This is a genomic window from Kineothrix sp. MSJ-39, from assembly GCF_018917935.1.
GTDB lineage: Bacteria > Bacillota > Clostridia > Lachnospirales > Lachnospiraceae > CAG-194.
Map to the genome: position 1 here is coordinate 28,970 of NZ_JAHLPN010000019.1, position 17,720 is coordinate 46,689.

Consider the following 17,720-nt stretch of genomic DNA (forward strand, 5'->3'; position numbering starts at 1 on the left):
GGATTTTCACATAGCCTTATTGTCATATTCCAGACAGCATAAAATCGTCAGGAAATAACTGCTCAGATAAAAGCCGAAATAATACATGAAAAACATTGCCGGTGCTGTCAGAAAGATGAGGACAAGCTGTGGCAGAGTCAGCAGGATCAGAACAATGCAAAGCACATATCTGTCTGCAGATCCGGGTCGTTTTTTCCGCGTGTGGAATGCTGCAATGCAGCTATAAACAAGCAGCACCAGCAAAAAGATCGCACCGGGAATACAGTTGTAAAAGACCACAAGCAGTGCGTTCGTCCTGATATTGTCCTGCTCATAATGGCGGCAGGCAAGGAAAGCGATCGTTTTTTCACGAAGAGCCTGTCCAAAAGGTGGGTTCATAAAGGCAAAATAGGACTTATAGTCGTTGCCATAGTAGACAAGTTTGTTGATCGCATCGATGCATTCTCCGCCCGGATGGTTGATATAGCCCGGATACAGCCCGTTTGTATAGGCAAAAGTCTGCCATCTGTATTTCAGAAATTTATCCGGGTTATAAATGATGAGCCGCAGAGAAGCCTGCATAAAACGGTTCAAGGTTTCTTTTGGCAGGACATCATCGATATTCCAGTACTGGCTGATGTTGCGGACACTTGCGGACCGGCGGAGCAGGGAAGCATCCACGAGCTCATTGATCGTCATGACATCATCATAGACGCATGGCCCTTTTAAATCCTCGACTTCCGTAAATAAATTGGCGACCGGATTTAAGACAAGGGAGATTGGATATTTATTGCTTCCGTTCAATGCGATTTTGTTTGGGATATTGCAAAGGACAAAGAAAACAAGTGCTAACACAAGCATACAGACTGCCTGTCTGAATCGAACTTTTTTCAGAAGTAAAAAGGCGAGGGGCAGGAATACGACCAGATAAATAAATTCGCTGCGCCATGCACAAAGAAGACCCGTCAGGGCGGACAGGAGTAAAAGCCATTTGCCCGAAAAATGATCTGTTTTGGCAAGGTAGTAAACCTTTGCGAGGATCAGCAGAAAGAGCCAGCCAACGAGTGTGGCACGCAGGGTAAACAAGTTGCCGTCAATGACAGGCAGCAGGATAAACGGCAGAAATAAGAAAAAACGTTTTTTGCCGGAAAGTACAGAAAACAGATCATGCATGATCACGGCAAAGATCGTACAGATGAGCAGAAGCTGGATAAAAGTAATGGATGCCATGGAAGGGAAAAACAAAAGGGCAACCATATAAAACAGGCTTGTAATACCGGACTGTGCACCGGACATGGTAAAGGAAAGGGCGGCGCGGATCACATAGAATTCGTCTCCCTTAAAAATCCCCGGCCATGTCAGCAACCAGAAAATGCCCATAAACAGGAAATATCCGATAAAAAAACGAAAATAGGAGAGAAAGGTTTTGTTTTTCTTTCCTATATAATAGAGGGCGTGTGTCACACAAAGATAAAAGAAGTAAGTAAACAAAACGGCGAGCAGTACAATACAGCTGATGTAAAGCCGGGAATGTTCTGTCCAGGTAAAGGTGACCAGATCGCGCCCTTTGACAAGTATGCTATGAAGGATTGTCAGAAAAAGAGAAAGGATCGCAAGAGCCGGTTTTAAAATAGAAGTCTTTTTGGAAACACTTGTTGTCATCATAAATCTCCTAAAGGTTATATCTGATATCGCAACGATCAGTGATCGTTATTTCCTTCAATATAGCATAGACAGCTTTGTTTGACAAATGGCGCAGGAAGCTTTGTGAGAAAAAATGTACAAATGCAGTTGACAAACCACAGGGGCATATGTATAATTGTTTGAGTGTGGATAGGAGTATGCTATGCTTTATAACCTGACTGGTATATTATCAAGTGAAGAAAAGGTAGAAAAGCTGACAGTTCCATATGAGCATGAGACTGTGAGCAACGGATTGGATTCCTACAAGATTCTGGAAAAATCCGATCTGACTTTAACACTTGCCAATAAGGCAAAAGGTGAAGTGGAAGCAGAAGGTGAGATTTCCTTGGTGTGTGAGATCCCATGTGATCGCTGCCTGAAGCCTGTTAAGGTTCCTTTTTCTTTAAAGATAAGCGAATATCTGAAGGAAAGCGACTTTGAGGATCCTGAAAAAATGGAGGAAATGCCATTTATCGAAGGTTTTTCACTGGATACGGATGCTCTTATAAACAACGAAATTATTGTAAACTGGCCGATGAAGGTTTTATGCAAGCCCGACTGCAAAGGAATCTGCAAGGTGTGCGGCAAAAACCTGAATGAGGGGGACTGTGGATGTGATACATTCGTTCCGGACCCGCGTATGGCAGTAATAAAAGATATCTTTAACGCGTGATAAGGAGGTGTAACGATGTCCATCTGTCCAAAAAATAAATCTTCTAAAGGTAGAAGAGATAAGAGAAGAGCGAACTGGAAAATGAGCGCTCCAACACTTGTAAAGTGCTCAAAGTGTGGTGCTTTAATGATGCCTCACAGAGTATGTAAGGCTTGTGGCAGCTACAATAAGAAAGAGATCATTTCCGTAGCTGAATAATGAATTGCAGAGTAAGGCTGTTGCTTTTGAAAGAAAGCAGCAGCCTTTTTGTGTAATAGGAAGCTGGAACAGAACTTGCAATTTTACCCTGTTTCCAGTATATTATAATATAGCGTTTTTATAATTAGAAAAGCAAGGGAGTCGATAAAATGGCTGAATTGGTAAAAGTAGTTGTAGATGCCATGGGCGGCGATAATGCGCCCGGTGAAATCGTAAAAGGTGCAGTGGAAGCGCTTGCAGAGAGTAAGGATATTTTCCTTTATCTGCTTGGCGTGGAAGAAGCCGTAAAGCAGGAACTTTCCAAATATACATATGATCGGGAGCGCGTAGAGGTAGTTGCCTGTTCGGAAGTCATTGAGATGGCAGAACCGCCGGTCAATGCGATTCGTAAAAAGAAGGATTCTTCTATCGTAAAGGGCATGCATATGGTGCGCGAAGGACAGGCAGATGCATTTGTATCCGCAGGCAGTACAGGTGCTGTCTTAGTAGGTGGACAGGTTCTCGTTGGCAGGATCAAGGGCGTGGAAAGACCGCCGCTTGCACCGCTGATCCCGACAGATAATGAAAGAGGCTGTTCTCTTCTGATCGACTGTGGTGCAAATGTGGATGCACGTCCGTCCAATCTCGTGCAGTTTGCAAAAATGGGTTCCATTTATATGGAAAGTGTTATGGGTGTCAAGAATCCAAAGGTCGGTATCGTCAATATCGGTGCAGAGGAAGAAAAGGGAAATGCGCTTGTGAAAGAAACCTTCCCGCTTCTGAAGGCATGTCCGGACATTAACTTTGTGGGCAGCGTGGAAGCAAGAGATATTCCTGCCGGTGTGGTAGATGTCGTGGTATGTGAAGCCTTTACCGGTAATGTTATTTTAAAGACGTATGAAGGTGTCGGCGCAACGCTGATCAGCAAGGTAAAGAAGGGCATGATGAGTTCCCTGCGCAGCAAGATCGGTGCACTTTTGGTAAAACCTGCCCTGAAGCAGACACTGAAAGCATTTGATCTGGAGCAGTATGGAGGTGCACCGATGCTCGGGCTGAAAGGGCTGGTTGTCAAGACACATGGCAGCAGTAAATCTGTAGAGATCAAAAACTCCATTCTGCAGTGTGTGACATTCCAGAAACAGCAGATCAATGAGAAGATCAAAGAAAAAATACAGCTTGCGGATGCAAAGTAGGAGGCTTTTCACATGGAATTTGAAGTATTACAGGAGGCTCTTGTCGAGGTGATGAATGTGGCACCGAATGAGATACATATGGATACGACATTAGCCGGGGATCTGGGGATCGATTCTCTGGATGCATTTCAGATCATTCTGAAACTACAGGAAAGACTTTCTATAGAACTGGATCCGAAAAAGATAGAAAAGGTGGAAACTGTCGGGCAGGCGGTAAGGCTGCTCGAACAGACTGTGAAAGCAAATCAGTAAAGACCCTGTAAAGGGTCTTTCTTCAAGGAGAAAAAATGAATCAATACGGATTTGAAGGACTGGAACAGAAGATAGGTTATACTTATACGGACAAAAAGCTTCTGCGTCAGGCAATGACACATACTTCATTTGCCAATGAGCAGAAGATGAACAAATTAAAGAGCTATGAACGGATCGAATTTCTGGGAGATGCCATACTGGAAATGGTCAGCAGTGAGTTCTTCTATTTTACGTATCCGGATCTGCCGGAGGGAAAACTGACTCAGATGCGTGCAAGCAGTGTCTGTGAGCAGGCACTGGCGATCACGGCGCGTGATCTTTCGCTGGGCAGTTACATGCTGCTTGGAAAAGGAGAAGAATTGACTGGTGGGCGTGACAGAGACTCTATCATCGCAGATGGGGTAGAGGCGATCATCGGCTCTATTTATCTGGATGGCGGTCTGGCACCGGCAAAGGAATTTATCCTGACACATGTGTTGAACGATCTGGAAAAGAAGCAGCTGTTTTATGACGCAAAATCAATCTTGCAGGAAAAGGTACAAATCGGACATCTGGGAAATCTGTCATATAAGCTGATTGCGGAAGACGGACCGGATCATGCAAAACATTTCGCCGTAGAAGCATGGCTGGATGATACCCGGATCGGAAGCGGAGAGGGACATTCCAAGAAGCTGGCAGAACAGCATGCGGCGTATCAGGCACTGCTGCAGATGCAGGCGCAGGAAACTAACTAAAGTAGGTGTTTTATGTATTTAAAAAGTATAGAGGTACATGGATTTAAATCCTTTGCCAATAAGATTTTATTTGAATTCCATAATGGTATTACCGGTATTGTAGGGCCGAACGGAAGCGGAAAAAGTAACGTAGCGGATGCAGTCCGCTGGGTACTGGGTGAGCAGAGCGTCAAGCAGCTTCGTGGTGCATCCATGCAGGATGTCATTTTTTCGGGAACACAGAGCAGAAAGCCGCTGGGTTACGCCTATGTGGCGATCACACTGGATAACAGCGATCATTCCCTTGCCATTGATTATGAAGAAGTGACCGTGGCACGTAGACTGTATCGTTCGGGAGAAAGTGAATACCTCATCAACGGAACCGTCTGCAGACTGAAGGACGTCAACGAGCTTTTTTATGATACAGGTATTGGTAAAGAAGGCTATTCCATCATCGGACAGGGACAGATCGATAAGATCCTGAGCGGAAAGCCGGAGGAAAGAAGAGAGCTGTTTGATGAAGCGGCGGGTATTGTAAAGTTCAAACGCCGTAAAAATGAAGCGCAGAAGAAGATGGAGAATGAAAGACAGAATCTTGTGCGTGTCAATGACATTCTGGCAGAATTGGAAAAGCAGACCGGCCCTTTGGAGAAGCAGTCTGAAAAAGCAAAGATCTATCTGAAAAAGAAAGAGGAAATGAAGACACTGGATGTCAACATGTTCTTTCTGGAAAATAACAGAATGCAGGAGCAGCTCACTGAGGCGACGGGCAAATATGAGATCGCACAGGCTGATCTGAATAAAGCAAAGGACAGCTTTGCAGGCATTAAGGAAGAATATGAGCGCGTTGTTTCCGAGATTGAGCGCCTGGAAGAAGAGATCGGACGGGAACGGGAAAATCTGTCGAATGCATCCGAGCTTCGTGGCAAGCTGGAAGTGCAGATCAATATTTTGAAGGAACAGATCCGGTCAGCAGGGGACAACAGAGAGCATTTTGCGCAGAGAGAGCAGAGCGTGCGCAGCCAGATCGCAGAAAAAGAAGAAGAAAAAAATGCGATCTTAGAGGAAAAGAAGTCATTTGACGCAGAATATGAAAAGATGCGTCTGCAGATGGAAGAGGCAGCAGGCAGACTTTCAGACATGCAGCAGCAGATGGACGCGTATAATGAAACCATAGAGAAAGATAAAAAGACGATCATTGATGCACTGACAGAGCGTGCAACGATCAAATCCAAGATCGGACGCTACGATACGATGCTCGAGCAGATCAATATCCGCAAGGCAGAGATGAGTTCCCGCCTGCTTTTGGCACAGTCGGAAGAAGAAAAGCAGGATGAAGAGATCGAACGCTTAGAGCAGGAATTTGAGCAGATCAATGTGACGATCCGTGAGCTGAATGAGCAGCAGACAAAGCTCGAAGAACGCAACAGTGAGATCACGGATGAGCTTTCCGCAAAAGATCAGAAGCTGCGCGATACACAGGTATTATATCATCAGGAAAAATCAAAGCTGGATGCGATCTCCAATCTGACAGAACGCTATGATGGCTATGGAAACAGTATCCGGCGTGTTATGGAGCAGAAGGAACAGAATAAAGAGATCATCGGTGTTGTTGCGGATATCATCAAGGTAGAGAAAAAATACGAAGTGGCGATCGAGACAGCACTCGGCGGCAATATCCAGAATATCGTTACAGAGGATGAAGAAACTGCCAAAAAGATGATCCGCTTCTTAAAGAAGAACAAATACGGAAGAGCTACCTTCCTGCCACTGACAAGTATCCTGCATCCGCAGGAATTTAAGACACCGGAAGTGTTAAAAGAAAAAGGCGTGCTTGGCATGGCGGATGCACTTGTGGAAACAGAAAAGAAATACCGCAATGTGGCAAAAGCAATGCTGGGCAGAATTGTCGTGGTCGATGATGTGGATCATGCGGTGCAGATCGCCAGAAAATACGATTACGGAATCCGTATGGTAACGCTTGAAGGCGAGCTGTTAGTACCGGGCGGTGCAATCAGCGGTGGTGCTTTTAAAAATGCAAGCAATCTGCTGGGACGCCGCAGAGAGATGGATGAGCTGGATGCAAAAGTGAAATCTTACCTGCACAAGGTGGATGAGCTGCTGGATGAGATCGAAAGCTGCAAGGCGGAGCGTACAAAGGTGCGTAAGGACTTAGAAGCTGTCAAGGGTGATCTGCAGGCGAAGTTCATTGCACAGAATACAGCCAGATTAAATGTTATTCAGGCACAGGAGAAGAAGTCGGAAGCAGGCAAAGGCTTCGAACGTCTGAAAGAAGAAGCAAAGGACGTAGAGGCACAGGTTCTTGAAATAGAAGAAAATAAAAAGCAGATCCAGAAGGAACTGCTGACTTCCGAAGAGGAAGAAAAAAGACTGCAGGCTGAAGTGGCGGAGGTACAGAAAAAGCTGGATGCCCTCAGACTGGAAGAAAATGAGATCGCAAACAGCCATACACAGCTTGGTATGGAAACAGAAAAGGCACTGCAGAAACAGGGCTTTATGCAGCAGAATGTGGACCGTATCAACGGAGAGATCGGGCGCGTTCAGGCAGAACTGGAAGAAATCTTAGAGAGTCTGACCGGAACAAAAGAAGATATGGACCGGAAAAATGCAGATATCGAAAAGCTGCAGCAGACGATCGATGCTTCCTATACCTCGCAGGATGAGAATAAAGAAAAACTCGAAGCGGATACGGCAAAAAAACAGGAATTATCCGAAAAGCAGAAGGGCTTCTTTACAGAGCGCGAAAAGCTGTCCGATCAGATTTCCGCACTGGACAAAGAAGTATATCGATTAAATGCCCAGAAAGAACGGCTGAAAGAGGCACTGGATGCCCAGATCAATTATATGTGGGATGAATACGAGATCACACTTTCCGAGGCTGCCAAGCTGAAGGATGAAGAAATGAACGATCTGCCGGGCATGAAGCGACAGATCGCAGCGATCAAGGATGATATCAAAAAGCTCGGTGATGTCAATGTCAATGCCATTGAGGATTACAGGGCATTGATGGAACGATATTCGTTTTTGTCCAACCAACATGATGATCTGGTGCGGGCAGAAGAAACGCTGCAGGGTATTATCACCGATCTGGATACGGCAATGCGGAACCAGTTCCATGAAAAATTTGCCCAGATCAGTACCGAGTTTGACAAGGTATTTAAGGAATTGTTCGGTGGCGGACAGGGTACACTGGAACTGATGGAGGATGAAGATGTTCTGGAAGCAGGCATCCGTATCATCGCACAGCCGCCGGGAAAGAAACTGCAGAACATGATGCAGCTCTCCGGTGGAGAAAAGGCGCTGACTGCGATCGCACTCTTATTTGCGATCCAGAACCTGAAACCGTCTCCGTTCTGTCTGCTGGATGAGATCGAGGCAGCACTGGATGATTCCAACGTTACCAGATTTGCAAAATACTTACATAAGCTTACAAAACACACGCAGTTTATTGTAATTACCCATAGACGTGGTACAATGGAAAGGGCAGACCGCCTGTATGGTATTACCATGCAGGAGAAGGGCGTTTCTACATTAGTCAGTGTCAATCTGATCGAAAAGGATCTGACACAGTAAGGAGAATGCAGAAGGATATGAGTGAAGAAAAGAAAGGCTTTTTTACGAGACTGAAGGAAGGTCTGACAAAGACCAGAAATAATATCGTCAGCGGGATCGATTCTGTTTTCAGCGGCTTTTCCAGCATTGATGATGATTTCTATGAAGAACTCGAAGAAATCCTGATCATGGGAGATATCGGTGTCAGGGCGACCAATGATATCATTGAACGGTTAAAAGAGCAGGTAAAACAGCAGCACATCAAAGAGCCGGCGCAGTGCAAGCAGCTTCTGATCGACAGCATCAAGGAGCAGATGCAGGTAGGTGAGACGGCATATGAATTTGAACATGAGCAGTCGGTTGTGCTGGTAATCGGCGTAAACGGTGTCGGCAAGACAACCAGTGTCGGGAAGCTGGCAGGCAAGCTTAAGGAGCAGGGCAGAAAGGTCATGCTGGCAGCAGCGGATACCTTCCGTGCAGCGGCAGTGGAACAGCTTGAGGAATGGGCGCACAGAGCAGGCGTGGATATTATCGCAGGTGCTGAAAACGCAGATCCTGCAAGTGTGATCTTTGATGCGGTGCATGCGGCGAAAGCAAGAAAGGTAGATGTACTTCTGTGTGATACGGCGGGCAGACTCCATAATAAGAAAAACCTGATGGAAGAGCTGAAAAAGATCAACCGCATCATTGATAAGGAATTCCCGGATGCGCACAGAGAAAATCTGGTCGTACTGGACGGTACAACAGGACAGAATGCTTTATCACAGGCAAGAGAATTCGGAGAAGTAGCGGATCTGACCGGTATTATCCTGACAAAGATGGATGGTACGGCGAAGGGCGGTATCGCTGTAGCGATACAGTCAGAGCTGAAGATCCCTGTAAAATATATCGGCGTGGGAGAAACAATCGAGGATCTGCAGAAATTCGATGCAGATCAGTTTGTAGATGCACTTTTTAATGTAGAGGAATGATGCCAGGGGCAAAGGTCTGAAACCACGTTGTGCTTGCACAAGAGTGGTTTTAAGACTTGTTGCCCCGCCCGCCGATATGAGCATAAAAGTGGTGCGTAAGCAACGCGATATGCGAATAGAGGAGGCGGATTGTGAGAGTGCAGAGCACGGAACAATCCGTGGACATCATGAACAACTGAAATGAGAAAATATAAAAGGAAGGATACGATTATGAGCGAAGAAAATATGTTGACACTGGAAAAATTTGAAGAGGCTTCCGAGAAGGTAAAAGAAGCCATCTTACCGACAGACCTCGTTTACAGCGAATATCTGAGCAACCAGACAGGCAATAAGGTTTATTTAAAACCGGAAAATATGCAGTTTACAGGTGCTTATAAGGTACGTGGTGCTTATTACAAGATGAGTACACTTTCCGAGGAAGAAAGACAGAAGGGTATCATTACCGCATCAGCAGGAAACCATGCACAGGGTGTGGCTTATGCAGCCAAAAGATACGGCGCAAAGGCAGTCATCGTTATGCCGACGACAACACCGCTGATCAAAGTAAACCGTACCAAGAGCTATGGCGCAGAGGTCGTATTATACGGAAATGTGTATGATGAAGCATGTGCAAAGGCTTATGAACTGGCTGAGGAGCATGGTTATACGTTCATCCATCCGTTTGATGATCTGACCGTTGCAACCGGACAGGGCTCCATTGCGATGGAGATCGTAAAGGAACTGCCGCTTGTAGACTATATTTTAGTACCGATCGGCGGAGGCGGACTGGCAACAGGCGTTTCTACGCTGGCAAAGCTGTTAAATCCGAAGATCAAGGTGATCGGTGTAGAGCCGCAGGGAGCAAACTGTATGCAGGCATCTTTAAAAGCCGGTAAAGTAACAACACTGCCGACAGTCAATACGATCGCAGACGGTACAGCCGTTAAGACGCCGGGCAGCAAGATCTTCCCATATATCCAGAAAAATCTGGACGATATCATCACAGTACCGGATGAAGATCTGGTCGTTGCTTTCCTTGACATGGTAGAAAACCACAAGATGATCGTGGAAAATTCCGGTCTTCTGACAGTGGCAGCTTTAAAATATCTGGATGTAAAAAACAAAAAAGTCGTATCCATCTTAAGCGGCGGTAATATGGACGTGATCACAATGTCTTCCGTAGTACAGCAGGGACTGATCTTCCGTGACAGAATCTTTACGGTTTCCGTACTTCTGCCGGATAAGCCGGGTGAACTTTCCAGAGTGGCAGGTGTGATCGCCGATGTCAACGGAAATGTTATCAAGCTGGAGCACAACCAGTTTGTATCCACGAACAGAAGTGCGGCTGTAGAGCTCCGCATCACATTGGAGGCATTTGGTACAGAGCACAAAAATGAGATCATCGAAGCTCTCAACAAAAACGGCTATCAGCCGAAGGTTGTCCGCACGATGATGTAAAATTTAGTATTATAAAACAGGCAGCTACTATAATAAGCGATCGATAGTGTAGCCGACCGAGATTTGCAGCGTATATGCCGCAGCGAAGAGACCGCAACGCTTTTTTGCGGCCGGAGCGCGTGCATATATACGTATGCAAATCGCAGGGTAGGCAAACGTGATCGCGTTTATAGTAGCTGCCTGTTTTTTATATGCAATTCTTACTTCGGCATTTGGATAGAACAGGTGCAACTTACACATACTACCTGCATGAAAACATGTGGAAAGAACAAACAAAGCTATAATTGTATAGAATGGAGAAACCACGCGGCGCAGCGTGTGAAAGAATATATTCTGATCACGCTGGCAACGATCCCCTATGCGATCGGAATCGCCCTGTTTCTGGATCCGAACGATCTGGCGCCGGGGGGAATAACAGGTATCTCCATTCTGGTAAACAGGCTGACTGGCATTGATACCGGAAGCCTGTTTTTTCTTTTTAATATTCCGATCCTGTTGCTGGGCATGTGGAAATTCGGCGGCAAATTTATTCTTTCCACTCTGTATGCGCTGGCACTGATCACATTTTTTACGAATATACTGCAGCAGTATGAGCCGGTTACACATGACCGGCTGATGGCAGCAGTCGCAGGTTCCTGCCTTGTGGCATTTGGGATGGGCGTGATACTCAGATGCCATGCGACGACCGGCGGAATGGATATTATCGTAAAATTACTCAGACGACGTTATCCATATATCAGGACCGGAAGTCTGTTTTTTATGCTGGATACCTTCGTGGTGATCTTTGCGGGACTTGTATTCAGAGATCCGGAAGCCATGGTTTATGCGGCAATTTCCACAACGATCACCACGACAGCACTTGATAAAGTGCTGTACGGGCACGAGGGAGCAAGACTCATTTATATCATCAGCCGGAATGCGGAGGCAATCACAGAAAGCCTGCTGTATTCCCTGCAGATCGGAGTGACGGTTCTCCATGGAGAAGGAGCTTATACACAGCAGGAAAAGCAGATTCTGATGTGTGTTGTGGATAAGAAAAGAGCCGTTAAAATAGAAGAAATCGTAAAGGAAACGGATCAGAATGCATTTCTGATCATTACAAGTGCCAATGAGATCTACGGAGAAGGCTATAAAAATCTGTTTCAGGAAAAAATATGATCCTGCATATAAAAAAAGAAATTTGTCGATGAAAAATATAAGAAAAATATGCTGACGCATGATATGCTATTAGCAAATGGGATTAGCAGCAGTGCTGCGGAGGATAGAAATGGATGCGAAAAGTGCGGAAAACAAGGTGATACGATGGCTTGCGGAAGACCTGCTGAGATGGAATTATGATTGCATTGTAGTAGTTAATCTGCAGGACATGACCGCTTTCTGGATGGATTATGATGTGGAAAAGGGATTTTTTCCTATTACGGATCTGGATGCATGGACAGAGAAGTATCTGCGACGGCATTATGAAGGAGACGATCTGGAACTGGTGCTCCGTACAACAAGGCTGGAGAGCATTGTCAGGGCAGTAAAGAAGAATGGAAATGAAAATATATCCTATTCAATCAATGTGGATGGGCAGATCAAACGAAAGATTATGCAGGCGCAGTTCTTGCCGGAAGATCATAGCATATTATATGTTGTATGGCGTGATGTGACAAAAGAATATGGCGTTGTCAAACAAAAAGAACAGGTACTGGAAAAAGCACTGGATATTGCACAGAAGGCGAATCAGGTAAAAAAGGAGTTCCTATTACATATTTCCAGGGATATCGGAGTACCGCTTTATGAACTTTCCGGTATTTTACAGCGATTGGAAAAGAAACAGACCGGAGAAGAAGATTTTGCATACATCAGGAAAGCAATGGAAGATGTAAAAAAATTGCAGACAATATTTGAGAATCTGCTGGATGTATCTGCTGCGGAAACGGATGATCTGGCAATCGTAGAAGAAGCGGTTGCGCCACAAAAACTAATTCAGGAAATTGCGGATGAACTTGAAAAGCAGGCATGCAAAAAAGCAATCCGCGTTATTTTTGAGGTAAAACCCACAAATTTTCCATTGGTTATGCTGGATCCGGCAAGATGGAAACAAATTATTATGAACATCATGCAGAATTCCATTCAGTATGGGAAAAATGGCGGTTACACCAGATGCAGGATCGACACGGAACTGATGGCGCCCGGCTGGGAAATTGTAACACTCAGATTTACAGATGACGGACCGGGGATGGAGGACGCATTTTGCCGGACGGTCTTTCAGGACTTTGCCTGCTATGATGAGGAAAACAGGGGGAGTGGATTGGGACTTCCGCTTGTGCAGCACATTGTAGATAATATGGGGGGAAGAATGCAGCTTTCCAGCAGACCGGGGGAAGGAACAGCTGTGACGATCCGCCTGCCCGTACGGTCGGCAGATGCGCAGGATTATGAAAAGACAAAGAAGATAGATCATATGATCCAAAATCTGAATAAGGCAGATTTTTCAAAGTTCCGGGTACTGGTTGTAGATGACAGTTGTATCAACCGGGAACTTATGTGTGTACTTCTGGAGCGGATTGGTGTGCAGGTGGAAACGGCAGAAGACGGAGAACAGGCTGTCAGGAAATTACGGGAATCTGACATTGGCTATTATCAGATTGTTTTTATGGCTATGCAGATGCCAAATAAAGACGGAGTGGAAGCAGCGATGGAAATTCGAAATATGGAAAGACCGGATTTGTCTGATATTACACTGGTCGCAGTAACGGCGCATGCTTTCCGCAATGACAGACTGCGTATTCTGGAGGCTGGTGTAGATTATCATATGGCACTTCCACTCAATCAGACGGCACTGAAGGAGATCCTTGTAAGAGAACTGATTGAAAATGATCAGCCGAGAGAGTTCGCTGTACGGGGGTTCCGGATCATTAAATAATTTAATAAAGCGATTGTAAATGCTTTGCAGTAATGATATAGTTATTGCAAAGCATATTTTCTTTTCGGAAGCTATCTGCTTCCGTGAACCATATCTTTATGATGCCACAAGTGGCATATCTGTTCATCTTTTAGAAAATCCATGCTTGTAACTAAATAAGAGCAGGGATTTGCAAAAGATAAGCTTGTTCCTGCTATACAAAGAAAGGAGCAGCTTATGAACAATGCTGGCAAAAACATGTATGAGAAACTGACGATCCGGGACAAATTTATGTTTGGAAAAGTAACAAAGAACCCAGTAATCGCACAGAAAATGGCAGATCTATTAACTCCGGTAGAGATTGGAGAGGTGAAAGGGGTAGAACGAGAGAAATTCCTACAGCACAGAAGCTCGTCAAAATACGTGAAACTGGATATGTATCTGGAAGATGAGAATGGACGTGTTGTGGATACTGAGATGCAGAATAAGTCCCAAAATAGAATAGTGCAGGAAGAACTGCCTCTTCGTGTCAGATACTATCAGGGGATGATTGATCAGGAAATATTATCCAGTGGAACGGATTATATATTCCTGAAAGAAACATACATCATATTTATATGTACCTATGACCCATTCGGAAAAGGAAAGTATGTATATCATTTTCACATGGCTTGTGATGAAGAGGAAGAAATACAGCTGCAGGACAAAATGAACTGGATTTTTTATAATACAACTGCGGATCTTTCGGAAGCACCGGAAGGAATCAGAGAATTTTTAAATTATGTTGAGAATGAAACTGTAGACGATGATTTTACAAAATTACTGGACAAAGAAGTAAAAAATGCAAGACTGAATGAGGATTGGAGATCGGAATATTTGAAAACTTATGTGAATGATATGGATATGAGACGGGAAGGCTATGCCGAAGGCGAGAAGCGTGGCAGAGCCGAGGGCGAGAAAGATACACAAAAGAAATTACTGCAAAATCTGATGGAAACACAGAGGGTTACAGAGACTGAAGCAAGGAAGATACTTGGGATATGACCAAATATGACCAAAACAATAAAGAGATAAAATGGTAAAATATATTGTAATTACCAAAGTTATGTGCTATTCTTTTCATAAATCACATAAACTATATAAGAGGCTTTATGGAGAAAGAAAAACTTGTATATGAGCGTAAGGACGGCAGGTGGGAAGCCAGATATAAAAAGGGCATATCCCCGGAGGGAAAAGCGATATACGGCTCTGTATACGGAAACAGCAAAGAAGAAGTAATCCAAAAACGCGCAGAGCTTGGCTTTGAAAGGACAAAAGAAATACCAAAATTCCCAACGAAGCTCAACCTCTTAATACTAGGGGCGGGCAGCCATGGGAAAAATGTAAAAGAAATTGCACAGTCTTTGCGTGTATTTACGAAAATTTCATATCTGGATGATAATCAGGTGGGGGAAGATATACTTGGGAAGTGTAAGGATGCACTTGACTTCCGCGGCGAGTATGGCTGCGCTTTCGTGGCGATCGGCAATAATAAGCTCCGGAAGAAATATGCAGAGTTTCTCAAGGAGCGGAATTTCATCCTGCCCAATATCATTTCGCCGGCGGCGACAGTTTCTCCCAATGTCAAACTTGGCGAAGGCATTGCCATATTGCCACAGAGTACGGTAAATGAATCGGAGATCGGGGATTTTTGTATTCTGGCATCCAACTGCCTCGTGAATAATGATGTCAGACTGGGAGCATATTCGCATATCGACTGCGGCGGTATTGTTCTGAAAGGGGCGAGCGTACCGGAGGGGACAACAGTAACATGCGGAGAAATCTATGGGAAGAGTGCGGAAAGCAAATAATAGTATGATTCAAGCAGGGGAAGACAGGAGCAGATATGGATCATAAAGATGTGGAGAAGGAATATCAGTTTGTCAAGAAAGTACTGATCGGACTGGCAGTTTTGGGCGTGGCAGTTGTAGCGTCTGTACTTATTTTCCTGTAAGAAGAGACAGAACTTTCAAAAGTGCTAAAAGATTGCGACAATAGGTGCGTATTTTCGACAGAATGAACATTGTGTGTATAACTGCGCATATGGTATGATACAAAAGGATAAAGAATCGTCAATGGGGATTTCGAGGGGAAAAGAAATACTGGATGACTTTAGTTCTCCCATGTTGGCTTTGGCTGAGTGGGAGAATTTTTTGTGAAAAATACATCGGATAAGAATTAAAGGAATCTTACATTTATATATGATCCGGATGAACAGCCGATAGAACTGATTGAAAATATAAATAATTAGGAGCCTAGAGGAATGCATAAAGGCAATTTAAAAAAAATAATTCAATATATAGCCATAGGACTAACTGCAGGATTGGCACTTACATCAATAATTGCAAGGTTGAAAAAAAATAATTCAATCTACAAAAATGAACCTTCTCAGAAAAATCCCATGGAAGGGAAAAAGGTTAGCTTTGTCTATAATGAAGATGAACCAGAGAATGCGGATGGTGTAAGAGGGCATCTGGAAGCAATCGGAAATTCTGATTATAAACCGGGCATTTACGAGAAATATGTGAAACGTGGAATCGATATTTTGCTGTCATTTGGAGGTCTGGTTGTGCTCAGCCCATTCCTTTTGGGAATTTCCATTGCAATCGTTATTGATGATCCGGGACCGATATTATTCACGCAGAAGAGACTGGGGAAAAATAAAGAATATTTTAAACTACATAAATTCAGAAGCATGAAGATGTGTACGCCACATGATGTACCCACGCATATGCTTGAAAATCCGGGACAGTACATAACAAGAGTAGGAAAATTTCTTCGAGCACATTCTTTGGATGAATTGCCGCAGATTTGGGATATCTTTATTGGTAACATGAGTGTGATCGGACCAAGACCGGGGCTTTGGAATCAGGATCTCTTGACTGCGGAAAGAGATAAGTATCAGGCAAATGATGTCAAACCCGGACTTACCGGCTGGGCACAGATCAACGGACGTGATGAACTTGAAATTCCGGATAAGGCAAGGCTCGATGGAGATTATGTTGCACATATGGGGCTTTGGATGGATATGAAAGTATTCCTTGGAAGCCTGCATGTGTTTGGAAAAGATGATAGTGTGGTTGAAGGTGGAACGGGAGAGATGAAGAAGGAGAAACTTCATGTGAGTGAAGAGCTAGTTTCTGACATTGTTGGAAAAAAAATTTTATTTTTTGCTCCTGCATTTTTTGATTATGAAAATAAGATTTCAAAGAAGATGAAAGATATGGGAGCATATGTTGACATGTACGATGTGCGTTCAGTGACTAGTGCTAGAGATCGAGCATTATTAAAAGTTTTCCCCAAAATTTTTTCTCCTAAGAGCTTGGAATACTATGAGAGAATTATTAGTGAAAATAAGGAAAAAGATTATGACTATATTCTTATTGTTAAATGCGATATGACACCGGAAAGTATCCTAAAGAAGTTTCGCGATATATTTCCTAACGCAAAATTGTGTCTTTATCTTTGGGATTCTATAGATAATATTCCTGGCGTTGTAAATAAATTTATGTACTTTGATACACTTCACTCTTTTGATCCAAGAGATTGTAAAAAGTATTCAGAACTAAAATTTAGACCGCTTTTCTATGCAGATGAGTTTTGCAAAGAAATGACTACCGAAAATTATAAATATGATGTTTGCTTTGCAGGAACTATTCATTCAGATAGGTACGCTATTATTAGAGATGTTCGTAAAATTGTAGCTGAAAAGGGATTAAAAAGTTATTGGTTCTGTTTCCTTCAGAGCAAGTTTATTTATTATTTTTATAAAATTTCAAAAAAGGAATTTATAGACACAAATATAAAAGATTTTAATTTTCAAAAAATAGATAGCAAAGAAATCGCTGATATTGTAGATGATTCAAGGATTATACTTGATATTCAACACCCAAAGCAGACCGGTTTGACCATGAGAACAATTGAGATGCTAGGTATGAAGAAGAAGTTGATAACTACTAATGATACTGTTAAAGATTATGATTTTTATAATCCTAATAATATTAGTGTTGTGGATAGAAAAAATGTGAAGATTGATGATGAATTCTTGACCACATCATATGAAGTGCTTAGTGATGACATATACAAAAAATATGCACTCCAGAGTTGGATTTTGGAAGTGTTGAGTTAATAGGAGAAAAA

14 protein-coding genes are annotated in these 17,720 nt (G+C 43.7%); 13 read left to right on the forward strand and 1 reads right to left on the reverse strand.

What is annotated here, in order from left to right:
• Nucleotides 1–6: 6 nt before the first annotated feature.
• On the reverse strand, nucleotides 7–1,641 hold the full coding sequence (locus KQI22_RS11255; protein WP_216552383.1) for a hypothetical protein: 1,635 nt from the start codon (nucleotides 1,639–1,641) through the stop codon (nucleotides 7–9).
• Nucleotides 1,642–1,825: 184 nt separating this feature from the next.
• Here KQI22_RS11255 and KQI22_RS11260 point away from each other — a divergent pair, with 184 nt between their 5' ends.
• From KQI22_RS11260 to KQI22_RS13875, 13 genes are all read left to right on the forward strand, one after another.
• Nucleotides 1,826–2,335 carry a YceD family protein gene (locus KQI22_RS11260; protein ID WP_216552385.1) on the forward strand — a complete coding sequence of 170 codons (510 nt, stop codon included), beginning with the start codon at nucleotides 1,826–1,828 and terminating at the stop codon, nucleotides 2,333–2,335.
• A gap of 15 nt (nucleotides 2,336–2,350) precedes the next feature.
• Nucleotides 2,351–2,533 carry a 50S ribosomal protein L32 gene (rpmF, locus tag KQI22_RS11265; protein WP_022004744.1) on the forward strand — a complete coding sequence of 61 codons (183 nt, stop codon included), beginning with the start codon at nucleotides 2,351–2,353 and terminating at the stop codon, nucleotides 2,531–2,533.
• A gap of 149 nt (nucleotides 2,534–2,682) precedes the next feature.
• Entirely contained in the window at nucleotides 2,683–3,705 is a 1,023-nt protein-coding gene (plsX, locus tag KQI22_RS11270) for a phosphate acyltransferase PlsX (RefSeq protein WP_216552387.1), read from the forward strand.
• A gap of 12 nt (nucleotides 3,706–3,717) precedes the next feature.
• Nucleotides 3,718–3,957 carry an acyl carrier protein gene (locus tag KQI22_RS11275; protein WP_216552389.1) on the forward strand — a complete coding sequence of 80 codons (240 nt, stop codon included), beginning with the start codon at nucleotides 3,718–3,720 and terminating at the stop codon, nucleotides 3,955–3,957.
• 35 nt (nucleotides 3,958–3,992) lie between these two features.
• Nucleotides 3,993–4,691, forward strand: a complete 699-nt coding sequence (rnc, locus tag KQI22_RS11280; RefSeq protein ID WP_216552391.1) for a ribonuclease III — start codon at nucleotides 3,993–3,995, stop codon at nucleotides 4,689–4,691.
• 12 nt (nucleotides 4,692–4,703) lie between these two features.
• Entirely contained in the window at nucleotides 4,704–8,264 is a 3,561-nt protein-coding gene (smc, locus tag KQI22_RS11285; RefSeq protein WP_216552393.1) for a chromosome segregation protein SMC, read from the forward strand.
• Between the two features lie 17 nt (nucleotides 8,265–8,281).
• Nucleotides 8,282–9,214 (forward strand): signal recognition particle-docking protein FtsY, encoded by a 933-nt coding sequence (ftsY, locus tag KQI22_RS11290; protein ID WP_216552395.1) that lies wholly within the window; start codon nucleotides 8,282–8,284, stop codon nucleotides 9,212–9,214.
• Between the two features lie 225 nt (nucleotides 9,215–9,439).
• Nucleotides 9,440–10,651, forward strand: coding sequence for a threonine ammonia-lyase (gene ilvA, locus KQI22_RS11295; RefSeq protein ID WP_216552428.1), 1,212 nt, complete (start codon nucleotides 9,440–9,442; stop codon nucleotides 10,649–10,651).
• 249 nt (nucleotides 10,652–10,900) lie between these two features.
• Nucleotides 10,901–11,809, forward strand: a complete 909-nt coding sequence (locus KQI22_RS11300) for a YitT family protein (protein WP_216552397.1) — start codon at nucleotides 10,901–10,903, stop codon at nucleotides 11,807–11,809.
• A gap of 109 nt (nucleotides 11,810–11,918) precedes the next feature.
• Complete coding sequence (locus KQI22_RS11305; protein WP_216552400.1) at nucleotides 11,919–13,562, forward strand: hybrid sensor histidine kinase/response regulator; 1,644 nt, start codon at nucleotides 11,919–11,921, stop codon at nucleotides 13,560–13,562.
• 216 nt (nucleotides 13,563–13,778) lie between these two features.
• Nucleotides 13,779–14,585 carry an Rpn family recombination-promoting nuclease/putative transposase gene (locus KQI22_RS11310; protein ID WP_216552402.1) on the forward strand — a complete coding sequence of 269 codons (807 nt, stop codon included), beginning with the start codon at nucleotides 13,779–13,781 and terminating at the stop codon, nucleotides 14,583–14,585.
• Nucleotides 14,586–14,692: 107 nt separating this feature from the next.
• Entirely contained in the window at nucleotides 14,693–15,391 is a 699-nt protein-coding gene (locus tag KQI22_RS11315) for a PglD-related sugar-binding protein (protein WP_216552404.1), read from the forward strand.
• Nucleotides 15,392–15,843: 452 nt separating this feature from the next.
• Nucleotides 15,844–17,709 (forward strand): sugar transferase, encoded by a 1,866-nt coding sequence (locus KQI22_RS13875; protein ID WP_253293615.1) that lies wholly within the window; start codon nucleotides 15,844–15,846, stop codon nucleotides 17,707–17,709.
• Nucleotides 17,710–17,720: the final 11 nt, after the last annotated feature.